This window comes from Azospirillum sp. A23 (assembly GCF_042938965.1).
GTDB classification, from domain to species: domain Bacteria; phylum Pseudomonadota; class Alphaproteobacteria; order Azospirillales; family Azospirillaceae; genus Azospirillum; species Azospirillum melinis.
The window spans coordinates 958,059-979,468 of the sequence record NZ_CP170666.1 but is presented as its reverse complement, the minus strand read 5'-3'; the positions used below and the strand labels follow the sequence as shown (position 1 = coordinate 979,468).

At 68.4% G+C, this 21,410-nt stretch carries 20 protein-coding genes and 1 riboswitch; of the genes, 9 read left to right on the top strand and 11 right to left on the bottom strand.

All coding sequences use genetic code 11. From position 1 onward, the window contains the following. Positions 1 to 30 precede the first annotated feature (30 nt). From ABNQ40_RS13315 to ABNQ40_RS13300, 4 genes are read left to right on the top strand one after another with little or no spacing between them, the layout of a single operon-like run. Positions 31 to 321: a (2Fe-2S)-binding protein gene (locus ABNQ40_RS13315; protein ID WP_109050150.1), complete on the top strand. Its 291-nt coding sequence runs from the start codon at positions 31 to 33 to the stop codon at positions 319 to 321. Continuing rightward, entirely contained in the window at positions 318 to 1,859 is a 1,542-nt protein-coding gene (locus ABNQ40_RS13310) for an FAD-dependent oxidoreductase (RefSeq protein WP_391346827.1), read from the top strand. Before ABNQ40_RS13315 ends, ABNQ40_RS13310 begins: the two co-directional genes overlap by 4 nt. Continuing rightward, a complete protein-coding gene (locus tag ABNQ40_RS13305) occupies positions 1,859 to 2,977 on the top strand; it encodes an FAD-binding oxidoreductase (RefSeq protein ID WP_109048138.1) in 1,119 nt (372 codons plus the stop codon). Before ABNQ40_RS13310 ends, ABNQ40_RS13305 begins: the two co-directional genes overlap by 1 nt. Positions 2,978 to 3,023: 46 nt before the next feature. Further along, the gene (locus ABNQ40_RS13300) at positions 3,024 to 4,085 is read left to right on the top strand and encodes an ABC transporter substrate-binding protein (protein ID WP_109048139.1); all 1,062 of its coding nucleotides are present in this window, start codon (positions 3,024 to 3,026) and stop codon (positions 4,083 to 4,085) included. Between the two features lie 78 nt (positions 4,086 to 4,163). On the opposite strand, the gene ABNQ40_RS13295 is transcribed toward ABNQ40_RS13300, so the two are convergent. Continuing rightward, positions 4,164 to 5,555: a class II 3-deoxy-7-phosphoheptulonate synthase gene (locus ABNQ40_RS13295; RefSeq protein ID WP_109048140.1), complete on the bottom strand. Its 1,392-nt coding sequence runs from the start codon at positions 5,553 to 5,555 to the stop codon at positions 4,164 to 4,166. Between the two features lie 320 nt (positions 5,556 to 5,875). On the opposite strand from ABNQ40_RS13295, the gene ABNQ40_RS13290 reads away from it, so the two are divergent. Then, positions 5,876 to 7,240, top strand: coding sequence for an AmpG family muropeptide MFS transporter (locus ABNQ40_RS13290; RefSeq protein WP_109048141.1), 1,365 nt, complete (start codon positions 5,876 to 5,878; stop codon positions 7,238 to 7,240). 49 nt (positions 7,241 to 7,289) lie between these two features. Here ABNQ40_RS13290 and ABNQ40_RS13285 read toward each other — a convergent pair whose 3' ends face one another. From ABNQ40_RS13285 to ABNQ40_RS13270, 4 genes are all read right to left on the bottom strand, one after another. After that, the gene (locus ABNQ40_RS13285) at positions 7,290 to 8,186 is read right to left on the bottom strand and encodes a manganese catalase family protein (RefSeq protein WP_109048142.1); all 897 of its coding nucleotides are present in this window, start codon (positions 8,184 to 8,186) and stop codon (positions 7,290 to 7,292) included. A gap of 275 nt (positions 8,187 to 8,461) precedes the next feature. Beyond that, positions 8,462 to 8,944, bottom strand: a complete 483-nt coding sequence (locus ABNQ40_RS13280; protein WP_109048143.1) for a hypothetical protein — start codon at positions 8,942 to 8,944, stop codon at positions 8,462 to 8,464. Between the two features lie 152 nt (positions 8,945 to 9,096). Continuing rightward, entirely contained in the window at positions 9,097 to 10,464 is a 1,368-nt protein-coding gene (gor, locus tag ABNQ40_RS13275) for a glutathione-disulfide reductase (protein WP_109490735.1), read from the bottom strand. A 118-nt stretch (positions 10,465 to 10,582) separates the two neighbouring features. Beyond that, the gene (locus ABNQ40_RS13270; RefSeq protein ID WP_247879584.1) at positions 10,583 to 11,077 is read right to left on the bottom strand and encodes a flagellar basal body-associated FliL family protein; all 495 of its coding nucleotides are present in this window, start codon (positions 11,075 to 11,077) and stop codon (positions 10,583 to 10,585) included. 432 nt (positions 11,078 to 11,509) lie between these two features. Between ABNQ40_RS13270 and ABNQ40_RS13265 the strand changes: the two genes are divergently transcribed. Further along, positions 11,510 to 12,703, top strand: coding sequence for a nicotinate phosphoribosyltransferase (locus tag ABNQ40_RS13265; protein WP_109048145.1), 1,194 nt, complete (start codon positions 11,510 to 11,512; stop codon positions 12,701 to 12,703). 208 nt (positions 12,704 to 12,911) lie between these two features. Here ABNQ40_RS13265 and deoA read toward each other — a convergent pair whose 3' ends face one another. The 6 genes from deoA to ABNQ40_RS13235 all read right to left on the bottom strand — a co-directional run bounded on the left by deoA (position 12,912) and on the right by ABNQ40_RS13235 (position 18,461). Continuing rightward, complete coding sequence (gene deoA, locus ABNQ40_RS13260; RefSeq protein WP_109048146.1) at positions 12,912 to 14,231, bottom strand: thymidine phosphorylase; 1,320 nt, start codon at positions 14,229 to 14,231, stop codon at positions 12,912 to 12,914. A gap of 3 nt (positions 14,232 to 14,234) precedes the next feature. Then, entirely contained in the window at positions 14,235 to 14,975 is a 741-nt protein-coding gene (deoC, locus tag ABNQ40_RS13255) for a deoxyribose-phosphate aldolase (protein ID WP_391347431.1), read from the bottom strand. An 83-nt stretch (positions 14,976 to 15,058) separates the two neighbouring features. Beyond that, positions 15,059 to 15,892 (bottom strand): purine-nucleoside phosphorylase, encoded by an 834-nt coding sequence (locus ABNQ40_RS13250; RefSeq protein ID WP_109048148.1) that lies wholly within the window; start codon positions 15,890 to 15,892, stop codon positions 15,059 to 15,061. A 15-nt stretch (positions 15,893 to 15,907) separates the two neighbouring features. Further along, complete coding sequence (gene cdd / locus ABNQ40_RS13245; RefSeq protein WP_109048149.1) at positions 15,908 to 16,327, bottom strand: cytidine deaminase; 420 nt, start codon at positions 16,325 to 16,327, stop codon at positions 15,908 to 15,910. A 4-nt stretch (positions 16,328 to 16,331) separates the two neighbouring features. Next, positions 16,332 to 17,306, bottom strand: a complete 975-nt coding sequence (locus ABNQ40_RS13240) for an ABC transporter permease (protein ID WP_109048150.1) — start codon at positions 17,304 to 17,306, stop codon at positions 16,332 to 16,334. 3 nt (positions 17,307 to 17,309) lie between these two features. After that, on the bottom strand, positions 17,310 to 18,461 hold the full coding sequence (locus tag ABNQ40_RS13235; protein WP_109048151.1) for an ABC transporter permease: 1,152 nt from the start codon (positions 18,459 to 18,461) through the stop codon (positions 17,310 to 17,312). Between the two features lie 186 nt (positions 18,462 to 18,647). Between ABNQ40_RS13235 and ABNQ40_RS13230 the strand changes: the two genes are divergently transcribed. From ABNQ40_RS13230 to ABNQ40_RS13220, 3 genes are all read left to right on the top strand, one after another. Continuing rightward, positions 18,648 to 18,980, top strand: a complete 333-nt coding sequence (locus tag ABNQ40_RS13230) for a ferredoxin (RefSeq protein WP_098737555.1) — start codon at positions 18,648 to 18,650, stop codon at positions 18,978 to 18,980. A 131-nt stretch (positions 18,981 to 19,111) separates the two neighbouring features. Then, positions 19,112 to 20,026 (top strand): DMT family transporter, encoded by a 915-nt coding sequence (locus ABNQ40_RS13225; protein WP_109048152.1) that lies wholly within the window; start codon positions 19,112 to 19,114, stop codon positions 20,024 to 20,026. 33 nt (positions 20,027 to 20,059) lie between these two features. After that, positions 20,060 to 20,174: riboswitch (TPP riboswitch) on the top strand. Between the two features lie 81 nt (positions 20,175 to 20,255). Beyond that, positions 20,256 to 21,407 (top strand): ABC transporter substrate-binding protein, encoded by a 1,152-nt coding sequence (locus ABNQ40_RS13220; protein ID WP_109048153.1) that lies wholly within the window; start codon positions 20,256 to 20,258, stop codon positions 21,405 to 21,407. Positions 21,408 to 21,410 lie beyond the last annotated feature (3 nt).

The following is a 21,410-nucleotide window of genomic DNA, read 5'->3' as shown; positions in this document are numbered from 1 at the left end:
CGGCCGTCCTCTCTTCGGAGACCAGTCATCATGGCTTTGCTGCAGCGTGTGGCCGAACAGGGCCGGCGCGTGGTCCGCTTCACCCTCGACGGGCGTCCGGTGGAGGCGCTCGAGGGCGACACCATCCTGACGGCCATGCTCACCAATGGCGACCGGCTACGCCGGACGGAATTCGCCGACACCCCGCGCGCCGGCTTTTGCATGATGGGCGCCTGTCAGGATTGCTGGGTGCGGACGGAGGAGGGCGAGCGGCTGCGCGGCTGCGGCACTTTCATCACCGACGGCATGCGCCTGCTGAGCGGCGGGGAGTGGAATTCGTGAAAGAGGTTCTCCCCCCCGTGATCGTCGGTGCCGGCCCGGCCGGCATCCGTGCGGCAGAGCGGCTGGTCGCCGCCGGCCTGTGCCCGGTGGTGGTCGACGAGGCGGCACGCTGGGGCGGCCAGATCTACCGCCAGCCACCGGAAATCCTGTCCGGGGCCGGCTTCACCCGGCCGAAAAGCGCGCTTTACGGGTTCGAGGCCGGCAAGGCCGACGCGGTCCACCGTGCCATGGCAGCGATCCGCGACCGGGTCGATTACCGTCCGCGCACGCTGGTGTGGAACTGCGAGGCCGGGGCGCTCGATCTGCTGAGCGATGGGGCCAGCGAGGCCTTGCCCTTCAGCCATCTGATCCTGGCGACGGGCGCCACCGACCGCGTTCTGCCCTTCCCCGGCTGGACGCTGCCCGGCGTCTTCACGCTCGGCGGGTCGCAGGTGGCGCTGAAGTTCCAGGGCTGCGCCGTCGGCCGTCGGGTGGCCTTCCTCGGCACCGGGCCTCTGCTCTATCTGGTCGCCTACCAGTATCTGAAGGCCGGGGTCGAGGTGGCAGGGGTGTTCGACACCACGCCCTTCGCCGCCCAGGCCCGCGCCACCGCCGGCATGCTGCGCGACCCGGCAACGCTGGCGAAGGGGCTGCTGTTCGTCGGCTGGCTGCGCGCCCACGGCGTGCCGATCCACAACGGCGTGCGCCCGGTGCGTGCGGACGGGGCGGAGCGGGTCGATGCGCTGGTCTGGCGCGATGCCCGCGGGCAGGAACGGCGCACCGCGTGCGACGCTATCGCCTTCGGGCTTGGCCTGCGGTCGGAGACCCAACTGGCCGACCTCGCCGGCTGCCGCTTCCGCTTCGACGAGGCCGACCGGGCCTGGCTGCCGGAGCGGGACGGGGCGGGGCGCAGCTCGGTTCCCGGCGTCTATCTCGCCGGCGACGGCAGCGGCATTTCCGGTGCCGATGCGGCGGAACTGGCGGGGGAGCGCGCGGCGCTGGCCCTGCTGGAAGATCTCGGCCGGCCGGTCGAGGCCGCGCGGGTCAAGGAACTGGACGGCCGGCTCGCCCGCATCGCCGCCTTCCGCCGCAGCCTGTCGGCCGCCTTCCCCTTCCCGGCGGACTGGGCCGACGCGATTGCCGACGACACGATGATCTGCCGCTGCGAAGGCATCACCGCCGGTACGGTGCGCGAGGTCGCCCGCAACGGACAGGCCCGCGAGATGAACCGCGCCAAGGCGCTGACCCGTGCCGGCATGGGCCGCTGCCAGGGCCGCATGTGCAGCGCCACCACGGCGGAGCTGCTGGCTCGCACGCTCGGCACCGGTCCCGACGGGGTGGGGCGCCTGCGGGCGCAGCCGCCGATCAAGCCGCTTCCCATTGCGACGATCATCCCCTCTCCCCCCCGGGGAGAGGGTCAGGGTGAGGGGGATGCATCGCGAGGATCCGGTCGGGTATCCGCAACGTCCCATCCCGCCACAAGCACTCCGCCGCGCGTCCCCCTCACCCAACCCTCTCCCCGGGGGGGAGAGGGCTCTAGCGGCAGGGAGGTCGCGTGATGCGGGAACGGATCGAGTGCGATGTCGCCATCGTCGGCGGCGGGATCGTCGGCGGGTCGGCGGCGCTGTTCCTGCGGCAGGCCGGCCTGTCGGTGACGCTGCTGGAGCGCGACTGGTGCGGCGCCAAGGCGAGCGGCGTCAATTTCGGCGGCGTGCGCCGGCAGGGCCGCCCGCTGGAGCAGTTGCCGCTGTCGCAGCGTGCCCATGCCATCTGGGGCCGGCTGCCGGAACTGCTGGGCACCGATGCCGAATACATCCGCTCCGGTCATCTGAAGCTGGCGCGCAGCGAACCCGACCTTGCGTCCCTGATCGACTACCGCGAGCGCACCCAGGGCTTCGGCCTCGGGCTGGAGATCGTCACCGGCGAGGAGTTCCGCCGCCGTTGGCCGGCGCTGGGCGACCGCGCCATCGGCGGATCGCTCTGTCCCGAGGACGGCCACGCCAACCCGCGCCTCGTCTCCCCCGCCTTCGCCCGCGCGGCGGCCAGGCTGGGTGCGGTGGTGCGCGAACAGACGCCGGTCGACCGGGTCGAGAAGGACGGCGACCGCTTCGTCCTGCTCAGCGGCGACGCTCTGGAGGTGCGCGCCCGCTTCCTGCTGAACACCGCCGGTGCCTGGTCCTGGCGGGTGGCGGAAGCCTTCGGCGAGCCGGTGCCGCTGGAATCGCTCCATCCCAACATGGCGGTGACGGAGCCGCTGCCCCGTTTCCTCGACGTCAACATCGGGGTAGAGGGCGGCGGCGTCTATGGCCGGCAGGTGCCGCGCGGCAATATGGTGGTCGGTGGCGGACGCGGCTTCGCGCTGGACGCCGACCGCGCCCGGCCGCAGCGCGACGCCGTGCTGACGCTGATGCGCGACGCGGCGGAGCTGTTTCCCCAACTGCGCCATGCCCACGTCATCCGCTGCTGGACCGGGGTGGAGGGCTATACGCCCGACCGCAACCCGATCGTCGGCCCCAGCCGCACCACGCCCGGCCTGTTCCACGCCTTCGGCTTCTCCGGTGCCGGCTTCCAGATCGGCCCCGGCGTCGGTCAGACGCTGGCGGAACTGGTCACGACCGGCGAGACGCCGATGCCGCTGGAGCCCTTCCGCATCGACCGCTTCACACCGACCGCTTAAGATCCCACCCCCCAGTCTTCTCCCCTTGGCTCATTGGAGGACGTGCATGCCCACCTTGCGTTCCCTGTCGCTCACCGGTCTCGCCACGGTTGCCATCACGGCCGCCGCCGCCCTCTCCACCCCCGCCGCCGCACAGACCAAGACGGTCTACATCGGCATGAATGGCGGCACGATGGAGAAGACCTACACCGAGAACGTCTTCCCCGCCTTCGAGAAGGCGACCGGCATCAAGGTGGTGGTTGTCCCCGGCACCTCGTCCGACATCCTGGCCAAGCTGCAGGCCCAGAAGGACAATCCGCAGATGCACGTCGTCTTCCTCGACGACGGGCTGATGTACCGCGCCATCGGCATGGGCCTGTGCCAGAAGATGGACAGCTCGCCGGTGCTGAACGACGTCTACCAGTCCGCGCGCCTGAAGGGCGACATGGCGGTCGGCGTCAACATGGGCATGACCGGTCTCGCCTATAACAAGGCGATGTTCGACGAGAAGGGCTGGGCGCCGCCGACCAGTTGGATGGATCTGGCCGATCCCAAGTACAAAGGCAAGATCGTCGTCCAGTCGGCCGCCAGCAGCTCCTTCGGCCTGCACGCCTTCCTGATGTACAACCGCATCAAGGGCGGCACCGAGGCCAACGTCGATCCGGGCTTCACCACCTGGCGCAAGACCATCGGCCCGAACGTGCTGGAATACATCCCCAGCTCCGCCAAGATCGCCGAGATGGTGCAGACCAACGAGGCGGCCATCTTCCCGCTGACCCCGACCGGCGTCGGCAGCCTGAAGGCCAAGGGCATTCCGGTGGAATACGCCCAGCCCAAGGAAGGCTCGGTCGTGCTGATGGTCGGCGAGTGCGTCGTCGCCAAGAACCCGGACAACGAGGCCGCGCAGAAGCTGGCCGCCTATCTGCTCGGGCCGGAGGCGCAGCTCGCCGCCCTGCAGTACGGCGCGCAGATCCCGTCCAACACCAAGGTCACCGCGCCGGTCGATGTCGCCGACGAGATGAACAAGTTCCAGGGCTACATGAAGAACGCCGTCACGGTGGACTGGGACGTCATCAACGAGAAGCGCCCGGACTGGAACCAGCGCTGGAACAAGGAAATCGAACGGTAACGCCGGCAATAACCGGGACATGGAAAAGGGGGCGGAAACGCCCCCTTCTCTTTTGACCGGACCTCTTCGGCGGATGCCTTATTCGGCAGCCACCGCGGCGCGGCGCCGGGCCTCGCGGGACTGGCGGCCTTCCTTCAGCTTTTCCGACAGCAGGAACGCCAGTTCCAGAGACTGGCTGGCGTTCAGGCGCGGATCGCAGGCGGTGTGGTAGCGCAGAGCCAGATTGTGATCGGTGATCGCCTGGGCGCCGCCCGTGCACTCCGTCACGTCCTGGCCGGTCAGCTCGAAATGCACGCCGCCGGCATGGGTGCCCTCGGCCTGATGCACCTCGAAGAAGCCTCTAGCCTCGGCCAGAACCCGCTCGACGGGACGGGTCTTGTAGCCGGTGGTCGACTTGATCGTGTTGCCGTGCATCGGGTCGCAGGACCACACCACCGTGCGGCCTTCGCGTTGGACCTTGCGCAGCAGCGGCGGGAACTTCTCCGCCACCTTGTCGGAGCCCATGCGCACGATCAGCGTCAGGCGCCCGGCCTCGTTGGTCGGGTTCAGGATGTCGATCAGGCGGATCAGCTCGTCCGGGTCGGTGGTCGGGCCGCACTTCAGCCCGATGGGGTTCTTCACCCCGCGCAGGAATTCGACATGGGCGCCGTCGGGCTGGCGGGTGCGGTCGCCGATCCACAGCATGTGGGCCGACACGTCGTACCAGTCGCCGGTGGTGCTGTCGACGCGGGTCAGCGCCTGCTCGAACGGCAGCAGCAGCGCCTCATGGCTGGTGAAGAAGTCGGTCTCGCGAATCTGCGGGGTGGTCTCCGCGGTGATGCCGCAGGCGGCCATGAAGGCCAGCGTCTCGTCCAGGCGGGTGGCCAGCTCCTGGAAATGCTCCCCGGCCGGCGACTTCTCGACGAAGCTCAGCGTCCACTGATGGACCTTGTGCAGGTCGGCATAGCCGCCCTGGGCGAAGGCTCGCAGCAGGTTCAGCGTCGCGGCGGCCTGGGTGTAGGCCTGCATCATGCGCTCCGGGTCGGGAACGCGGGCATCGCTGGTGAAGTCGAAGCCGTTGACGATGTCGCCGCGGTAGGACGGCAGTTCCACCCCGTCGATGGCCTCCATGTCGGCCGAGCGCGGCTTGGCGAACTGGCCGGCCATGCGGCCCACCTTGATGACCGGGATCGAGGCGCCGAAGGTCAGCACCACGGCCATCTGCAGCAGGACGCGGAAGGTGTCGCGGATGTTGTTGGGATGGAACTCGGCGAAGCTCTCGGCGCAGTCGCCGCCCTGCAGCAGGAAGGCCTGGCCGGCGGCGGCATCGGCCAGCTTGGCCTTCAGCCGGCGGGCCTCGCCGGCGAAGACGAGCGGCGGATAGGAGGACAGGCGCTGTTCGACCGCCTCGACCTTGGACAGGTCGGGATAAGTCGGCAACTGCTTCGCCGGTTTCGTCCTCCAACTGGCGGGTGTCCAACGCTCGACCATGACGCGCCTGCTCTTCCTTGACGATTGCGGAACGGGGGCCGGGCGGGCGGCGAACGGCCGGCGGCGAACCCCGTGGGAGGTACTCTATAGCGCGACTCGCGGAAACTTTTCCATAGTTTCGGCTCCCTTGCCGGCAATGCTGTGCCGTGGGCATAGGTCGTCTGCCACCGGGGGTGATTTCAGATGAAAGGAAGTTCTCGTCAGGCCCTCGCGCTCTTGCCCGATGGGCAGGGGCTAGATCAGCAGGGGCTGCTGGCGGCGGATGCCTGCGGCCTTTATACATCGGGGGCGATGGACCACCCCCTAGAGGAGCCTCCCCGGTGAAACCGACATCCTGGCGGACAACGCGCCTGTCCTCCTGGGGGCAGGCCCTGGCGGTCTACCGCGACCCGCGCGTGCTGGCGATCCTGTTCCTCGGTTTCTCCGAAGGGCTGCCGCTGGCGCTGACCGGCGCCACGCTGAATGTCTGGCTGACCGAGCAGGGCGTCAGCCGGACCAACATCGGCCTGTTCGCGCTGGTCACCATGCCCTATGCGCTGAAATTCCTGTGGGCGCCGCTGATCGACCGGTTGCGCCTGCCGGTGATGACCCGGCTGTTCGGGCGGCGGCGCGGCTGGACGCTGACGGCGCAGGCGGCGCTGATCGCGGCATTGCTCGGGCTGGGCGGCACCGATCCGGGGCAGGATCTGTGGTGGACCGCGATGTGCGCGGTGCTGGTCGCCTTCTGCTCCGCCAGCCAGGACATCGTGGTCGATGCCTATCGCGTCGAGGTGCTGGAGGAAAACCAGCAGGCCGCCGGTGCCGCGGTGCTGGTGCTGGGCTATCGCTTCGGCATGATGGCGGCCGGGGCGGGCGCCCTCTACATCGCCGAGTTCCACGGCTGGCGCACGGCCTACGAGGTGATGGCCGGGCTGGTCCTGGTCGGCATGGCGACCGTCCTGCTGTGCCGTGAACCGAAGGAACCGCCGCCGAACGCCCGAGAGAGACTGATCGCCGAATGGCTGGGCCACCGGCCGCATCTGTCGGGCCGCGGCGCCGTGCTTCTCGCCTGGATCTACGGTGCGGTGGTGGCGCCCTTCGCCCAGTTCATGGAGCGGCGCGGCTGGGTGGTCATCCTGGCCTTCATCGCCAGCTACAAGCTGGGGGAGGTGCTGGCCGGCCAGATGTCCTCGACCTTCTACATCAGCCTGGGCTTCACCAAGGTGGAGATCGCCAACGTCAGCAAGCTGTTCGGCCTGTGGGCGACCATCGCCGGCGGTCTGCTGGGCGGCCTGCTGGTGGGAAAGGTCGGCGTCCTGCGCGGCCTGATGGTCGGCGGCATCCTGCAGATGGTGTCGAACTTCGGCTACGTCGTTCTGGCCTGGAGCGGCAACGACGTGTCGATGCTGGCGGTCACCGTGGCGGTGGAGAATGTCTGCGGCGGTATCGCGACCTCGGCCTTCGTCGCCTACCTGTCCAGCCTGTGCAACGTCGCCTACACGGCGACCCAGTATGCGCTGCTGTCCAGCCTGTACAAGCTGGGCGGCGACCTGTTCGGCGCCTCGTCGGGCTGGCTGGCGGAGCGGATGGACTGGGTCAGCTTTTTCCTGCTGTCGATGGCCGGCGCCATTCCGGCCCTGTGCCTGCTGATCTGGCTGATGGGCCTGCACAGGCGCGAGGAAGAGGCCGCCGTCCCCGCGCAATGACGGGGACGGCTTGTCTGGAGGAGCGTGTTATCAGCCCCCGCCATTAGCCTCAGGTGGTCGTCTTGGTCTTGCCGGCGCCCGGCCCGGCGCCCAGGTCGGCACCGGTGGTCGGATCGGAATCCGGCTTGGACATCGTGCGGGCGGCCACGGCATTGACCGCCGCCAGTTCCGAGGCGGCGAGCTTGACCGTCGGGTTGCCGTCGCCGCCATTGACCGGGGCGTCGCCCATCTTGACGTCCACGAACTCCCACTGGGCGCCCTGGTTCCAGGGGCCGCGCATGTCGCCTTCGCCCTGGCTGGTGTTGTAATACTTGTCGGTGTATTCCGGCTTGCCCGGCAGCTTGCCCGGCGGGAAGTTGTTGTCGATGGCGTAGAGCGCCTTCTCGAAGCTCTTCTGGTGGGCGATCTCGCGGGTCATCAGGAAGCCCAGCGCATCCTTCACGCCCGGATCGTCGGTGACGTTGATCAGGCGCTCATAGATGATCTTCGCGCGCGCTTCCGCCGCGACGTTGGAGCGCAGATCGGCCGTCGGTTCGCCGATGCTGTCGATATAGCCGCCGGTCCACAGCTGCCCGGCCGAATTCACCAGGGCCGGACCGCCGCCATACAGCAGCGACAGGGTGTGGCTGCCATTGCCCTGGGTGATGTTGGCGTACAGGTCGGCGGTCGACTCCGCCCCCTCGGCCAGCTTGCCCTTGGCGCCCTTGGTCAGCATGGCGACGATGGAGCCGATGATCTCGAGGTGGCTCAATTCCTCGGTCGCGATGTCGATCAGTAGATCCTTGCGGCCCGGATCCTCATCGGCCAGACCCTGGGTGAAATAGCGCATGGCCGCGGCCAGCTCGCCCTGCGGGCCGCCGAACTGTTCAAGCATCAGGCTGGCGAGCACCGGATTCGGCTCGGACACGCGGACCGTGTACATGAGCTTTTTGTTGTGCATGAACATTCGAGGAATTCCTCCTGGGTCAGATGGCCCGCCTTGCGGGGGCCGCGGATCGGTGCGACCGGGTCCGGACCGGATCGCTTCACGTCCTCAACCAAGGATTTTTAGAAGCGTTCCAGGAAGAATGCCTGTTTCGGAGTGCTATGCCGGATGGATCACAGCGGCGGCAGGAAGGACTGCCTTCCGTATAGAAGGTGGCTCTGGAACAACGGCGCCCACCCGGTTTTTCACATCCGGGTGGGCGCCTTTATCGATAAGTACTGCCGAGTGCCGGGAGCTTACTGCGCCTGGGCGCGGCAGGCTTCCAGGGCCGAGATCGCCTTGCGGGTGTCGTCGAGATAGTAGGTGTAGGCGTAATCGTCGCCCTTGCCGTCGATCTCCATGTAAAGCTCGCGGCCGTTCATCAGGGCATCGATCGCCTTGGAGGTCGCCGGGATGCCGACGACGGCCATCGTCTTGTCGATGGCGGCGCCCGGAACCTTGTCGCCCCACTTCTTGTCGACCGACAGGGAAATCGAGAGATCTTCCTTCTCCTTCAGCTTCCAGGCGGAATCGCCGAAGATCAGAACCATCGCCTGGCCCTTGTTGGTATAGGCCAGGGCAATGGTCGCGGTGTCCTTCGAATCCGTCTTCCACTCCTGCGTGATGGCGCAGTCCTTGTCGATCTTGACGTCCCAGACGCCGATCTTGGTCTGAGCATGAGCCGCGCCGACCGAGGCGAGCGCCGCAATGCAGGCAGCCGCTGCAAAAATTCCACGCATGTTTGGAGCCATTCCCTGGGAAAATTGTTCGTGCCGCCATGGTAGGTACCACAATCGGCGAAGGTCCAGGGATTTCCGGTCCTTATTGGCATGCAACGGGACCATGAGCGGAGGATTCCACCCATGGTCCCCGTTGCGGCAGGACTGTGCGCTCAGATTTTCTTTTCCGGCTCCGCCTTCTCGCGCATCAGCACGAACTCTTCCGCAGTGGAGGGATGGAGCGCGATGGTGCGGTCGAAATCGCGCTTGGTGGCACCGCAGTTCAGCGCGATTGCCAGGGCCTGCATCATCTCGGGCGCATCCATGCCCATCATGTGGCAGCCCAGTACCCGCTGGCTTTCACCGTCCACCACCAGCTTCATCAGCACCCGCTCGTCGCGGCCGGACAGGGTGTGCTTCATCGGGCGGAAGCCGGCCTTGTAGATGTCGACCTTCGGATATTTCGCACGTGCCTGCATCTCGGTCAGGCCGACGGTGCCCAGCGGCGGCAGGGAGAACACGCCGGTCGGCACATTGTCGTAACCGATGTGCATCGGATTGTCGTTGAACAGCGTCTCGGCCAGGGCGCGGCCCTCGGCGATGGCGATGGGGGTCAGCGCCATGCGGTCGGTGACGTCGCCAATGGCATAGATGTTGTCGACGGAGGTGCGCGACCACTGGTCGACCGGGATCGCGCCGGCCTCGTCCAGGGCGATGCCGATCTCTTCCAGGCCCAGATTCTTCGTGTTCGGGCGGCGGCCGGTGGCGGCCATCACCAGACCGGCGGAATGCTCACGGCCCATATGGTCGGTCAGGGTATAGCCGCCGGGACCCTTTTCCAGCTTCGCCGGCTTGCAGCGCGAGATGATGTTGATGCCGCGCTTGCGCATTTCCTGCGCCAGGGCGACACGGATGTCGTCGTCGAAGCCGTTCAGCAGATCGTCGCCGCGGATCATCAGCGTCACCTCCGCGCCCAGACCGCGGAAGATGCTGGCGAACTCCACCGCGATGTAGCCGCCGCCGACGATCAGGACGGAATGGGGAAGCGTTTCCAGATGCAGCGCCTCGTTGGAGGTCGCGGCATGCTCCATCCCCTCCACCTGCGGCAGCGTCGGCCAGCCGCCGGTGGCGATCAGGATGTTGCGGGCGGTGTAGCGCTTGCCGTCGACCTCCACGGTATGGCGGTCGACGATCCGGCCAAACCCCTCATACAGGGTGACGCCGGAGTTCTTCAGCATGTTGATGTAGATGCCGTTCAGCCGGTCGATCTCGCTGTCCTTGCGCGCGATCAGCGTTTCCCAGTCGAAGGACGGCATGGGCGCGCTCCAGCCATAGCCGGCGGAGTCGTCGAAACCGTCGCGGAACTGGGCGGCGTAGACCAGCAGCTTCTTCGGCACGCAGCCGCGGATCACACAGGTGCCGCCGACGCGGCTGCCCTCGCAGATCGCCACCTTGGCGCCATAGGACGCAGCGCGCCGGCTGGCGGCGACGCCGCCGGACCCCGCCCCGATGGTGAAGAGGTCGAAATCGAACTCGGCCACGGCCGTCTCCTTCCGCAACTGGACCCTGATCCTACAGACGGTTCTCCCGAACGGTTGGGGACCGTCGAATGTGGATCGGCAGCATACGGGGAGGTGCGTGGCGTTGGGAAGCGCGCCCTCAGCGCAGCAGCATGTCCTGGATCAGGACTTGTCGAAGCTTCAGCGGGCGCATGGTCTTGTTGGCGACGTAGCGCAGCGCGTCCTTGATATAGACCTGCCCGTCGGCCCCGCGCAGTTCGGCCGGATCGACCTCCAGCAGGCGCCGGCCCATGGCATCGGCGATGCGCGCCAAGTGGGGTGTTACCGCCTCCATCGGGGTCGCCGGATCGAATTCCAGTACGGCGCGCAGCCGCAATTCCTGCAGGCGGCGGCCGTCGTTCAGCGTGATCGTCAGGGTGGGCAGGGCGGCATAGACGGCCGGCGAAACCTCGACCCGTGCCGGGGGATGGGCGCCCTGGGCTGGGGCCGGACGCAGCAGCAGCACACCGCCGACCCCGGCGCCGGCGAAGGCAAGCATCAGCCCCAGCAAGGCCAGGACGATCCGGTTCCCGGTGCCATCGAAGGAGGGCAGGCCGCTCCGGTTGGATTCGGCGAATTCCAATTCCGCGGACATTGCTGCCTTGCTCATTCCGCTCTGCCTGGATGTTGCCGACGAACCGGTGCGTGAAACCTTAAAAGCGCGGAAGTGGTAGGTCAAATAAAGGTATTTTAGTGGATTTTTCCTTTGATTGTCGAAGGACGGCCGGATTTCGACTGCGGACTTGCGGTGTAGCCTTCGGCGGCAGTCGATGTATTCAGTGACGGCCGCAATCCTGCTTCCCGCAGAAAATGCAACGCAGCCATCCACCACGGGTTGGCCGGATGGGAAGCCTCTTCCCCCGTCCGGCCGGGACGTATAATGCTGGGATACCAACACAACCGGCCGGCTGCCCTGTCCGGGGGCCGGACCATGACGACGAAGCACTGCAACGCCATGCGCAGACCGATGCGTGGAACCATGTGCAGACGCATGTGCAGACTGGGGCGAAAGGCGAGGGTGACGGGTATGAGCGACACCGACAACCGTTCAGCTGGCAACCAAGCGGCCGGCAGCCGGAAGGCCCGACAGGGGCCGACGGCTCTTCTCCCGCCCTCCGCCTCGGTTCCCGACTGGACGGACACCTATTTCCGCCGCACGAAGGAAGCGGTGGGCAAGTTCGGCGACAAGACCGTGACCTACGCCATCTTCATGCGGCGTCCCGTGGTCTGCGCCCCGCGCCTTGCGGTGGAGTGGCTGGAGTCGGTGGCGCGTGAACGCAACACAAGCTTCCAGATCGAGCTGAACTACCCCGAAGGCAAATGGGTCGGCGCCGGCGAGCCGATCATGTACATCACCGGCTCCTTCTACCATCTGGTCGATTGCGAGACGATTCTGCTGCAGAAGCTGGGCCCGGCCAGCGTCGCCGCCTACAACGCCTTCACCATGTGCGCCGACCTGCCGAAGGTCGCTTTTCTTGCCATGGATGCCCGCCACTGCGCCGGGACGGAGATGGCGGAGATGATGGCCTATGCCGCCTCCGTCGGGTCAGATCGCGCCAAGCGCAAGGTCGGCGCCAAGGGCTTCATCGGCAATGCCACCGACGCCACCGCCCCCTATTTCGGTCAGGAGAAGGGCATGGGCACCATGCCGCACGCCCTGATCGGCTATGCCGGATCGACCGTGCGCGCGGCGGAGATGTTCCACGAGACCTTCCCCGACCTGGGCCTGACCGTCCTGGTCGATTATTTCGGCCGCGAGATCACCGACGGGCTGGAGGTCTGCCGCCGTTTCCCGCAGCTGGCCGCCCAGGGCAAGCTGTCGCTGCGGCTCGACACCCCCGGCGGCCGGTTCGTCGAGGGGCTAGACCCTCCCGGCTCCTATGCCGTTCTGGAGCGCCATGCGCCGCACGCCATCCGCGGCTATCGCGATGAGACGCAGCTGCGCTACCTGATCGGCACCGGCGTGTCGGCGGCGGCGATCCACTACGTTCGCGAAAGGCTGGACGATGCCGGTTTCCCGGCGGTGAAGATCGTCGCCAGCAGCGGCTTCGGCCCGGCCAAGTGCCGGTTGATGGCGGAAGCCAACGCGCCGGTGGACATCATCGGCACCGGCAGCTACCTGCCCGAACGCTGGACCGAGACCTACGCGACCGCCGACATCATCGAGTATGACGGCGAGCGCCGCGTGAAGGTCGGCCGCGAGTTCCTGTTCCGGCGGTAGGCTCCGACCTTTCCCGCACTTGATCCCCTCTCCCCCCCGGGGAGAGGGTTAGGGTGAGGGGGCTCCGCTTCGAGGATCTCTTCGGCTACGCCGAACCCCCTCATCCCGACCTTCTCCCCGCTTTCGGCGGACCACAGGTCCGCCTGTCGCGTCAGCGCAAACGAAGTTTGCGCGAGAGCAGGGGGGGGGAGAAGGGGTTAAGCGCCTCTCACCCCAGACGCTTCGCGATCAGCGGCCCGCGGAGCGGCGCGGTGTCCGTCACCGTGATCGACGCGCGCAGGCGGCGCTCCGCCTCGTCGGCCTGGGCCTCGCTGCGGGCGTGCAGGATCGCCAGCGGACGGTCGCCCGGTCCCACCGCGTCGCCCAACCCGGCCACCTCGTCGAAGCCGACGGCGAAGTCGATGGCATCGGTCGTTTTGGTCCGGCCGCCGCCCAGCGCCACCACCGCCATGCCGACACCGCGGGTGTCGATGGCGCCGACGAAGCCGGCCCGTTCGGCGAACAGCGGGCGGACGATGGGCGCGCTTTCCAGATGGCGGTCGGGCTGTTCCAGCAGGTCGGCCGGCCCGCCCAGCGCCGCCACCATGCGGGCGAAGCGTTCCGCCGCTTCACCGCTGGCGATGGAGCGGTCGGCCAGGACGCGGCCCGCCGCGGCGTCCGGCGCCAGCCCGGCCAGCGCCAGCAGTTCGGCGGCCAGCGCCGCGGTCACCTCGTAGAGCCGCGGTTCGGCCGGCTCGCCACGCAGGATGGCGAGGCATTCGCGCATTTCCAGCGCGTTGCCGGCGCTGCGGCCCAGCACCTCGTTCATGTCGGTCAGCAGGGCCACCGCCGGCAGGCCGGCTCCCTTCGACACCGTGACGATGCTGTCGGCCAGCGCCTCGGCATCTTCGAAGCGCTGCATGAAGGCGCCGCTGCCGAACTTCACGTCCATCACCAGGGCATCCAGCCCGGCCGCCAGCTTCTTCGACAGGATCGAGGCGGTGATGAGGTCGAGCGATTCCACCGTCGCCGTCACGTCGCGGATGGCGTAGAGCCGCTTGTCGGCCGGGGCGATGTCGTCGGTGGCGCCGATCACGGCGCAGCCGACCTCCTTCACCACCCGGCGCAGCAGTTCGTTGTCGGGCTTGGCGCGGTAGCCCGGGATGCTCTCGAACTTGTCGAGCGTGCCGCCGGTGTGGCCCAACCCGCGCCCCGACACCATCGGCACGAAACCGCCGCAGGCGGCCAGCATCGGTGCCAGGATCAGGCTGACCTTGTCGCCGACGCCCCCCGTGGAATGCTTGTCGATCACCGGGCCGGGCAGGTCCAGCGATTTCCACTCCATCACCGTGCCCGAATCGCGCATGGCGCGGGTCAGCGCCACCCGTTCGTCCAGGCTCATGCCGCGGAAGAAGACGGCCATGGCGAAGGCCGACGCTTGGGCTTCCGACACGCGGCCGTCGGTGATGCCGCGGACGAAGTCCTGGATGGTGGCGGCGTCGAGCGGCTGGCCGTCGCGCTTGGCGCGGACGATTTCCTGCGGAAGCATGCCTCAGTACCCTCCTGCCGGGGCCGGCTCGCGTTCGCCTTCCCGCTCCCCGTGGCCGGCCGCCGTCAGCAGCGCGTCGAGCAGGCTGGAGGCCCCGAAGCGGAAGGTCTGCGGCGTGGCCCAGCCATCCCCCAGGATATGGTCGGCCAGCGCCAGATAGCGTGCCGCCTCCGCCGCGTCGCGGATGCCGCCGGACGCCTTGAAGCCGACCTTCTTGCCCGATTCATAGATGCTGTCGAGCATCACCGCCGCAGCGGGCAGGGTCGCGGCCGGCTGCGTCTTGCCGGTGGAGGTTTTCAGGAAATCGGCGCCGGCAGCGATGGCGTCGCGCGAGGCCCAGGCCAGCAGGTCGGCATCGGGGAAGGCGCCCGATTCCAGGATCACCTTCAGCAGCACCTTGTCGCCGCAGGCTTCGCGGCAGGCCTTCACGACATTCATCGGCTGGGTGCGCGCGCCGTCGATGAAGGCCTTGTAGGGCAGCACCACGTCGATCTCGTCCGCCCCGTCGGCGATGGCCCGCCGGGTTTCCGCCGCCACCGAGGCGGCGTCGGCCTCGCCGGTCGGGAAATTGACCACGGTGGCGATCTTCACCGGCGTGCCGTCCAGCGCCTTGCGCGCGGTGGGGACGAAGCGCGGCCAGACGCAGACCGCGGCGACCGGCCCCACGGGCGTGACGGCGCGGGCGCAGAGATCCTGCACCACCCGGTCGCTGTCGTCGCCGTTCAGGCTGGTGAGGTCGAGCATGCCCACGGCACGGCGCGCCAGATCGGCGTCGGACGGGGCGTTGGCGCTGGCGTCCAGCGCGCTTTGCAGGTCGGCAGACAGTTTCATGACCGGGACCCGTCCTTCTCATGCAGGCGTTCGAGGAAGCCGACCAGCAGGCGCTCCAGGTCGGCGGCTGCCGCCGAGGCGGCGGTCAGGGTCTGGTGATGGTCGACCGGCCCGTCGCCGAGCCCGACGCCCAGATTGGTGACAACGGCGCAGCCGACGACCCGCAGGCCGCAATGGCGCGCGATAATGCATTCGGGAACGGTGGACATGCCGACCGCGTCGGCGCCCAGCAGCTTCATCATCCGCACCTCGGCCGGCGTCTCGAAGGACGGGCCGGGATAGGCGGCATAGACGCCTTCCGCCAGATCGATGGACAGGCCGGCGGCGACGTCCTTCAGCAGGCTGCGCAGCTCCGGATTCCAGGCGTCGGTCATGCTGGGGAAGCGCTCGCCGAAGGCCTCGTCGTTGGGACCGGTCAGCGGGTTGCTGCCCAGCAGGTTCAAATGGTCGCTGATCGCCATCAGCCGGCCGGGTCCGACCTCCAGCCGCAGCGAGCCGACGGCGGCGGTCAGCACCAGCGTGTCGCAGCCGGCCAGCTTCAGCGCCCGCACCGCGGTCTTCAACGCATCGAAGCCGTTGCCCTCATAGGCATGGACGCGGCCCTGCATGCAGGCGACCTCGACGCCGCCGAGCTGCCCCACGACGAGCCGCCCGGCATGGCCGGACACGCTGGGGATCGGGAAACCGGCGATGTCGGTGTAGGGGATAACGACCGCGTTGGCGATGCGGTCGGCGATGCCGCCCAGGCCGGAGCCCAGCACGATGCCGACCCGCGGCCGATGGCCGGAGGCACGGTGAAGGATGTCCGCGGCGGCGCGGGCTGCGGTCATGTCGGGAAACTCCGCTCAGAAGGCTAAATTGGTGGGGCCGAACGATTCGGGCAACAGGGTTTCCAGCGGAAAGCTCCGCCGCAGGCCGGCAGGGTCGCAGATGTGGATCGGCGTGTCCGGTGCCGCGAATTCGCGGATGCGCTGGCGGCAGCCGCCGCAGGGGGTGCAGATCTCCTCGGCCCCCGCCTCGCCGCCCATCACGACGATGGCGCGGATGCGGCGGTCGCCGGCGGTGACCATGGCTCCGATGGCGCTCGATTCCGCGCATTGCCCCTGCGGGTAGGCCGCATTTTCCACATTGCAGCCGGCGAAGATGCGGCCGGAGTCGCCGAGGATCGCCGCACCCACCTTGAATTTGGAATAGGGGGCGTGGGCATTCTCGCGCGCGGCGCGGGCCGCTTCGATCAGCTGCGGCAGCTCTGCGGTGTCGGCCATCGGCTCAGCGTTCCTTCACATAGGGGATGCCGCTCGCCTTGGGAGCGATGGCCTTGCCGACGAAGCCGGCCAGCAGCAGGACGGTCAGCACATAGGGCAGCATCTGGATGAACTGCACCGGGATGACGCCGATGCCCGGCAGGACAACACCCTGGAGGCGGACCTGCACCGCGTCGGTGAAGGCGAACAGCAGGCAGGCGAACAGGGTCGGCCCCGGCCGCCATTTGCCGAAGATCAGCGCCGCCAGCGCCAGATAGCCCTTGCCGGCGGTCATGTCGCGGACGAAGCCGGCGCCATGGCCGGTGGAGAGATACGAGCCGGCCATGCCGGTCAGCACGCCGGTGACCAGCAGCGCCTGATAGCGCAGCTTCGCCACCGACAGGCCGGCGGTGTCGACCGCCGCCGGATTCTCGCCCACCGCCCGCAGCCGCAATCCGAAGCGGGAGCGGTAGAGTACCCAATGGGTGGCGATCACCAGGACCAGCGTCACCCAGATCAGCACATTGTTGCCGTTGAGCAGCTCGCGGTAGACCGGCCCAAGGACCGGAACGCCGGACAGGGCGTCGGCCCCCGGCAACTCCACCGCGGGGATGCGCGCTTGGTTAGGCAGAAGCGGGGTCTGGCCGCCCTGCTGGAACCAGGCATAGGCCAGCGTCGGCGCCAGCCCGGCGACCAGGATGTTGATCGCCATGCCCGACACCACCTGATTGCCGTTGTGGGTGATGCAGGCGAAGCCGTGGACCAGCGCCAGCGCCACCCCGGCGGCGATGCCGGCCAGCAGCCCCAGCCACGGGTTCAGCGTTGCCGAAGCGACGGCGGCGGAGAAGAAGGCGCCGGCCAGCATCTTGCCTTCCAGCCCGATGTCGACCACGCCGGCCCGCTCGCAATACATGCCGGCGAAGGCGGCCAGCACCAGCGGGGTCGCCACGCGGATGGTGGCGCCCAGCAGCTGCAAGGCCAGAAGCAGCGCGTCTTCCATCGCTCAGCCCCTCCCCCCGGTTGCGGCATCCGCGGCGGCAGCACCGCCGCGGCGGCGGAACAGGGCCTCCACCTGCGGCTTGAACAGGTTTTCCATCGCACCGGCGAACAGGATGACCAGACCCTGGATGACCATCACCAGTTCGCGGTTGATCGTGGGGTATTCGAAGGACAGCTGGCCGCCGCCCTGCGCCAGAACACCGAACAGCAGTGCCGCCAGAATGATCCCGACCGGATGGTTGCGCCCCATCAGCGCCACGGCGATGCCGACGAAGCCGACGCCGCCGGTGAAGTTCAGGATCACCCGGTGCTGCACGCCCAGGATCTCGTTCACGCCCACGAAGCCGGCCAGCGCACCGGAGATCAGCATGGCGATGATGATATTCCGTGCCGGCGAGATGCCGGCATAGACCGCCGCCCGCTCGTTCCGGCCGACGGTGCGCAGCTCGTAACCCCAGCGGGTGCGGCGCAGGAAGATGTGGAACAGCAGGCAGCAGGCCAGCGCCCACAGGAAGGACAGGTTCAGCGGCGAGGCAGGAATCGCGATGCCGAACCAGCCCAGCGCCCGGTCCATCGACGGCAGCCAGACGCCGGGATCGAACTCGCGGGTTTCCGGGGACTGGCTGCCGGGGCGGATCAGCACGTCCACCAGCAGCCAGGTCATGATCGACGCGGCGATGAAGTTGAACATGATCGTCGTGATGACGATGTGGCTGCCGCGCTTGGCCTGGAGCCAGGCCGGGATGAAGGCCCAGGCGGCGCCGAAAAGGGCCGATGCCAGCACCGCCAGCACAGCCACCACCGGCCAGGGCCAGCCGGTCAGCGCCAGCGCCACCAGCCCGGCGCCGAGCCCGCCCAGATAGGCCTGCCCCTCGCCGCCGATGTTGAACAGCCCGCAATGGAAGGCGATGGCGACCGCCAGCCCGGTGAAGATATAGTCGGTGGTGTAATAGAGGGTGTAGCCGATGGCCTCGGGATATCCCAGGGCCTCCGACAGCAGCAGCGACAGCACGTCCACCGGGTTCTCGCCGATCACCAGGATCACCAGCCCCGACAGCACGAAGGCCGCGACGAGGTTGAGAACCGGCAGCAGCGCATACCCGACCCAGCCCGGCACGGCGCCCGGCTGGCCCTTCCCCGATCCGCTCAGCAGCACCGGCGTCTCCTGGATTGCCCCTTGCCGGGGATTCTTAACCGTCAATGCTCTGGCGACCAAGCATTTCATGGTGCGGGGAATCCAACCGCCGCCGGGAGTTGGAAGGATTACAAAAAGTCTTGCCGCAACGCAGCATTCTGGCATGCTTCTTACCCATAGAAATTTTATGGCTATGGAGCATGACCGATGCCGCTCGACATCCCGCAGACCTTCCGCCACCACGTCTTCTGCTGCGCCCAACAGCGCCCGCCCGGCCATCCGCGCGGCAGTTGCGCCGCCAAGGGTGCGCATCCGCTGTGGCAGCGGCTCGATCAGAAAATCCAGGGCAAGGGCCTGACCGATGTCGGCATGGCGATGACCGGCTGCCTCGGCTTCTGCTCCGCCGGGCCGCTGATGGTGGTGTATCCGGAAGGCATCTGGTACCGGCCGGAAACCCCGGAGGACATCGACGAGATCGTCGACTCGCATCTGGTGAACGATGCGCCGGTCGAGCGGCTGGTGATGGTATTGACGCGGTGAGGCGAGGTCGGCGCATGAGCCGACCCTTGACCTTGGCTGCGCCTAGCAGACCTGCGGTTGCGGCATTGGGACGCGGGCGCATTTGCCCATAATGTGGGCAGCCCCAGCCATTGCCGTTCCGAACCGAGTCCATGACCGACGCCGAAACCGCCGACCTGCTGCCTGCCGAGGCCGATTCGGTTCCCTATGCCGTCGGCTGCTTCCTGGGCGCGATCCTGCTGTTCGCGGCGATGGACACGCTCATCAAATTCCTGACCGCCGATTACCCGGTGCCGCAGCTGATGTTCGTGCGCTCGCTGGTCGCCTTCCTGCTGGTGGGCGGCTACACCCTGACGTGCGGCGGCGGGATCGCGGCTATGCGGACGCGGCGGCCTCTGGGGCATGTCTGGCGCGCCTTCGCCGGGCTGATCTCCATGGGATGCTTCTTCTATGCGTTCCGCGAGCTGCCGCTGGCCGACGTCTATGTGCTGAGCTTCGCCGGTCCGCTGTTCATCACCGCGCTGTCGGCGCCGCTGCTGGGCGAGCCGGTGGGCTGGCGCCGCTGGGCCGCCGTGGTGGTCGGGTTCGGCGGCGTGGTGGTGATGGCGCAGCCGTCGGCCGGGGCGCCGCTGGTGCCGGTGCTGGTCGGACTGTGCGCCGCCCTGTTCTATGCGCTGGCCGCGCTCGCCGTGCGCGGCCTGTCGCGGACCGAAACCAGCGCGTCCATCGTGCTCTACCTGCTGCTGACGACGACGGTGGTCAGCGGGGCGCTGGCGGTGCCGGTTTGGACGGCGCCCACCGCCTTCGCGCTGGGGCTGATGGCGCTGGTCGGCGCCATCGGCGCCGGGGCGCAGGTCCTGCTGACCCAGGCCTTCCGCCGCGCGCCGCCGGCGGTGGTGGCGCCCTTCGAATATACCGGCATGGTCTGGGCCAGCCTGTTCGGCTGGCTGGTGTTCGGCGATCTGCCGACGGTGCCGGTCCTGGCCGGCGCCATGGTCATCATCGGCAGCGGGCTCTACATCCTGCATCGTGAAACCATGGTGGCGCGCCGCCGGTTGGGTTCTTGACAGGACGGGGCCGGCGGCGACACTCTCGCCGCCTGTTCACGGCTGGGGTGCCTGTGCGGATGCCGGTTCGGCAACCGCATGGGCTGAGACAACACCCATCGAACCTGATCCGGGTCATGCCGGCGAAGGGAGCCGACCGGAACCCGACGGACCCGCTGAAAGCTGCTGCGAAGCGCCCCGTCTCCTCCGCGTCGCCCCAACCGCCGGCGCGTGTTGAGGAGTATCGGTCATGCGGCGCGCGCTTCCCCTCCTGATCGGCCTGCTGGCCGTATCCTCCTGCCTGTCCTCCGTCTGTCTATCGTCCGCCGCCCGTGCCGACGACACGCTGTCCTTCCCGGTGCTGGTGCCGCTGACCGGCTTCCTGTCGCTGGAGGGCACCAGCCAGCGCAACGGTGCCGTCCTGGCGCTGAAGCAGACGCCGGCCGGCGTCGCCATCGCCTCGGAGGTCGTCGACACCGGCACCTCGCCCGAGGCGGCGGTGACGGCGCTGGAGCGCGCGGCCGGCCGCGGCACGGTCGGGGCGGTCGCCGCCAGCATGCTCGGCACCCAGATGCTAGCGATGCTGCCGCTGGCGGGCGAGCTGAAGCTGCCGCTGGTCACCGTGTCGGGCACCGCCTCGATCACCGAGCAGGGCAATCCCTGGGTCTTCCGCTTCTTCCCCGGCGACGCGGTCACCAAGGCCGCCCATGCCCGTTATGTGGTGGAGGAGCTGGGCAAGCGGCAGCCGGCCGTCATCTACCAGACCACCGCCTACGGCCAGAGCGGCAAGGCCCATCTCGACGCCGCCTTCAAGGCGCTGGGCGTCACGCCCGTCTTCGAGGAGGGGGTGGACCCGGCGGCCAAGGATCTGCTGCCGGTGCTGACCAAGGCGCTCGCCGCCAAGCCGGACGTGCTGGTCCTGCACCTGCATTCCGGCCCGACCGCGCTGCTGCTGCGGCAGGCGGCGTCCAGCGGCGTGACCCTGCCCATCGTCGCCGGCTCCGCCATGCATCAGCCGAGCACCGCCGCCCTGCTGGAACCGGCGGAACTGAAGGGCGTCTGTGCCGAGACCGCGGCCTCGCCGATTTCGGGCGGCACGCCGGAGGTCAAGGCCTTCACCGACGCCTACCGCGCCGCCTTCGGCAAGGAGCCGGATGCCTTCGCGCTCGGCCAGTATGACGGCATGACCATGGTGCTGGAGGCGGTGAAGGCCGGCGCCCGGTCGCCGGACGCCATTCGCAAGGCGCTGTCCGCCGGGACGTTCCAGGGCCTCGCCATGACCTACAAGTCCGACGGCAAGGGCAACATGGCCCATTCCGCCGTCATCGTCTGCTATGACGGAACCAGCCGGGTGCCGGCGCTGGTGAAGCGGTACGACGACCCGACGCTTGCGGCGAAGTGAGCG

Coding starts and splice junctions, on each gene's coding strand:
- ABNQ40_RS13220 (WP_109048153.1), top strand. CDS start 20,256: ATGCGGCGCGCGCTTCCCCTCCTGATCGGCCTGCTGGCCGTATCCTCC.
- ABNQ40_RS13315 (WP_109050150.1), top strand. CDS start 31: ATGGCTTTGCTGCAGCGTGTGGCCGAACAGGGCCGGCGCGTGGTCCGC.
- ABNQ40_RS13265 (WP_109048145.1), top strand. CDS start 11,510: ATGAGCGACACCGACAACCGTTCAGCTGGCAACCAAGCGGCCGGCAGC.
- ABNQ40_RS13285 (WP_109048142.1), bottom strand. CDS start 8,186: ATGTTCATGCACAACAAAAAGCTCATGTACACGGTCCGCGTGTCCGAG.
- cdd (WP_109048149.1), bottom strand. CDS start 16,327: ATGGCCGACACCGCAGAGCTGCCGCAGCTGATCGAAGCGGCCCGCGCC.
- ABNQ40_RS13305 (WP_109048138.1), top strand. CDS start 1,859: ATGCGGGAACGGATCGAGTGCGATGTCGCCATCGTCGGCGGCGGGATC.
- ABNQ40_RS13295 (WP_109048140.1), bottom strand. CDS start 5,555: ATGGTCGAGCGTTGGACACCCGCCAGTTGGAGGACGAAACCGGCGAAG.
- deoA (WP_109048146.1), bottom strand. CDS start 14,231: ATGCTTCCGCAGGAAATCGTCCGCGCCAAGCGCGACGGCCAGCCGCTC.
- ABNQ40_RS13280 (WP_109048143.1), bottom strand. CDS start 8,944: ATGCGTGGAATTTTTGCAGCGGCTGCCTGCATTGCGGCGCTCGCCTCG.
- deoC (WP_391347431.1), bottom strand. CDS start 14,975: ATGCTCGACCTCACCAGCCTGAACGGCGACGACAGCGACCGGGTGGTG.
- ABNQ40_RS13225 (WP_109048152.1), top strand. CDS start 19,112: ATGACCGACGCCGAAACCGCCGACCTGCTGCCTGCCGAGGCCGATTCG.
- ABNQ40_RS13250 (WP_109048148.1), bottom strand. CDS start 15,892: ATGACCGCAGCCCGCGCCGCCGCGGACATCCTTCACCGTGCCTCCGGC.
- ABNQ40_RS13270 (WP_247879584.1), bottom strand. CDS start 11,077: ATGTCCGCGGAATTGGAATTCGCCGAATCCAACCGGAGCGGCCTGCCC.
- ABNQ40_RS13230 (WP_098737555.1), top strand. CDS start 18,648: ATGCCGCTCGACATCCCGCAGACCTTCCGCCACCACGTCTTCTGCTGC.
- ABNQ40_RS13240 (WP_109048150.1), bottom strand. CDS start 17,306: ATGGAAGACGCGCTGCTTCTGGCCTTGCAGCTGCTGGGCGCCACCATC.
- ABNQ40_RS13300 (WP_109048139.1), top strand. CDS start 3,024: ATGCCCACCTTGCGTTCCCTGTCGCTCACCGGTCTCGCCACGGTTGCC.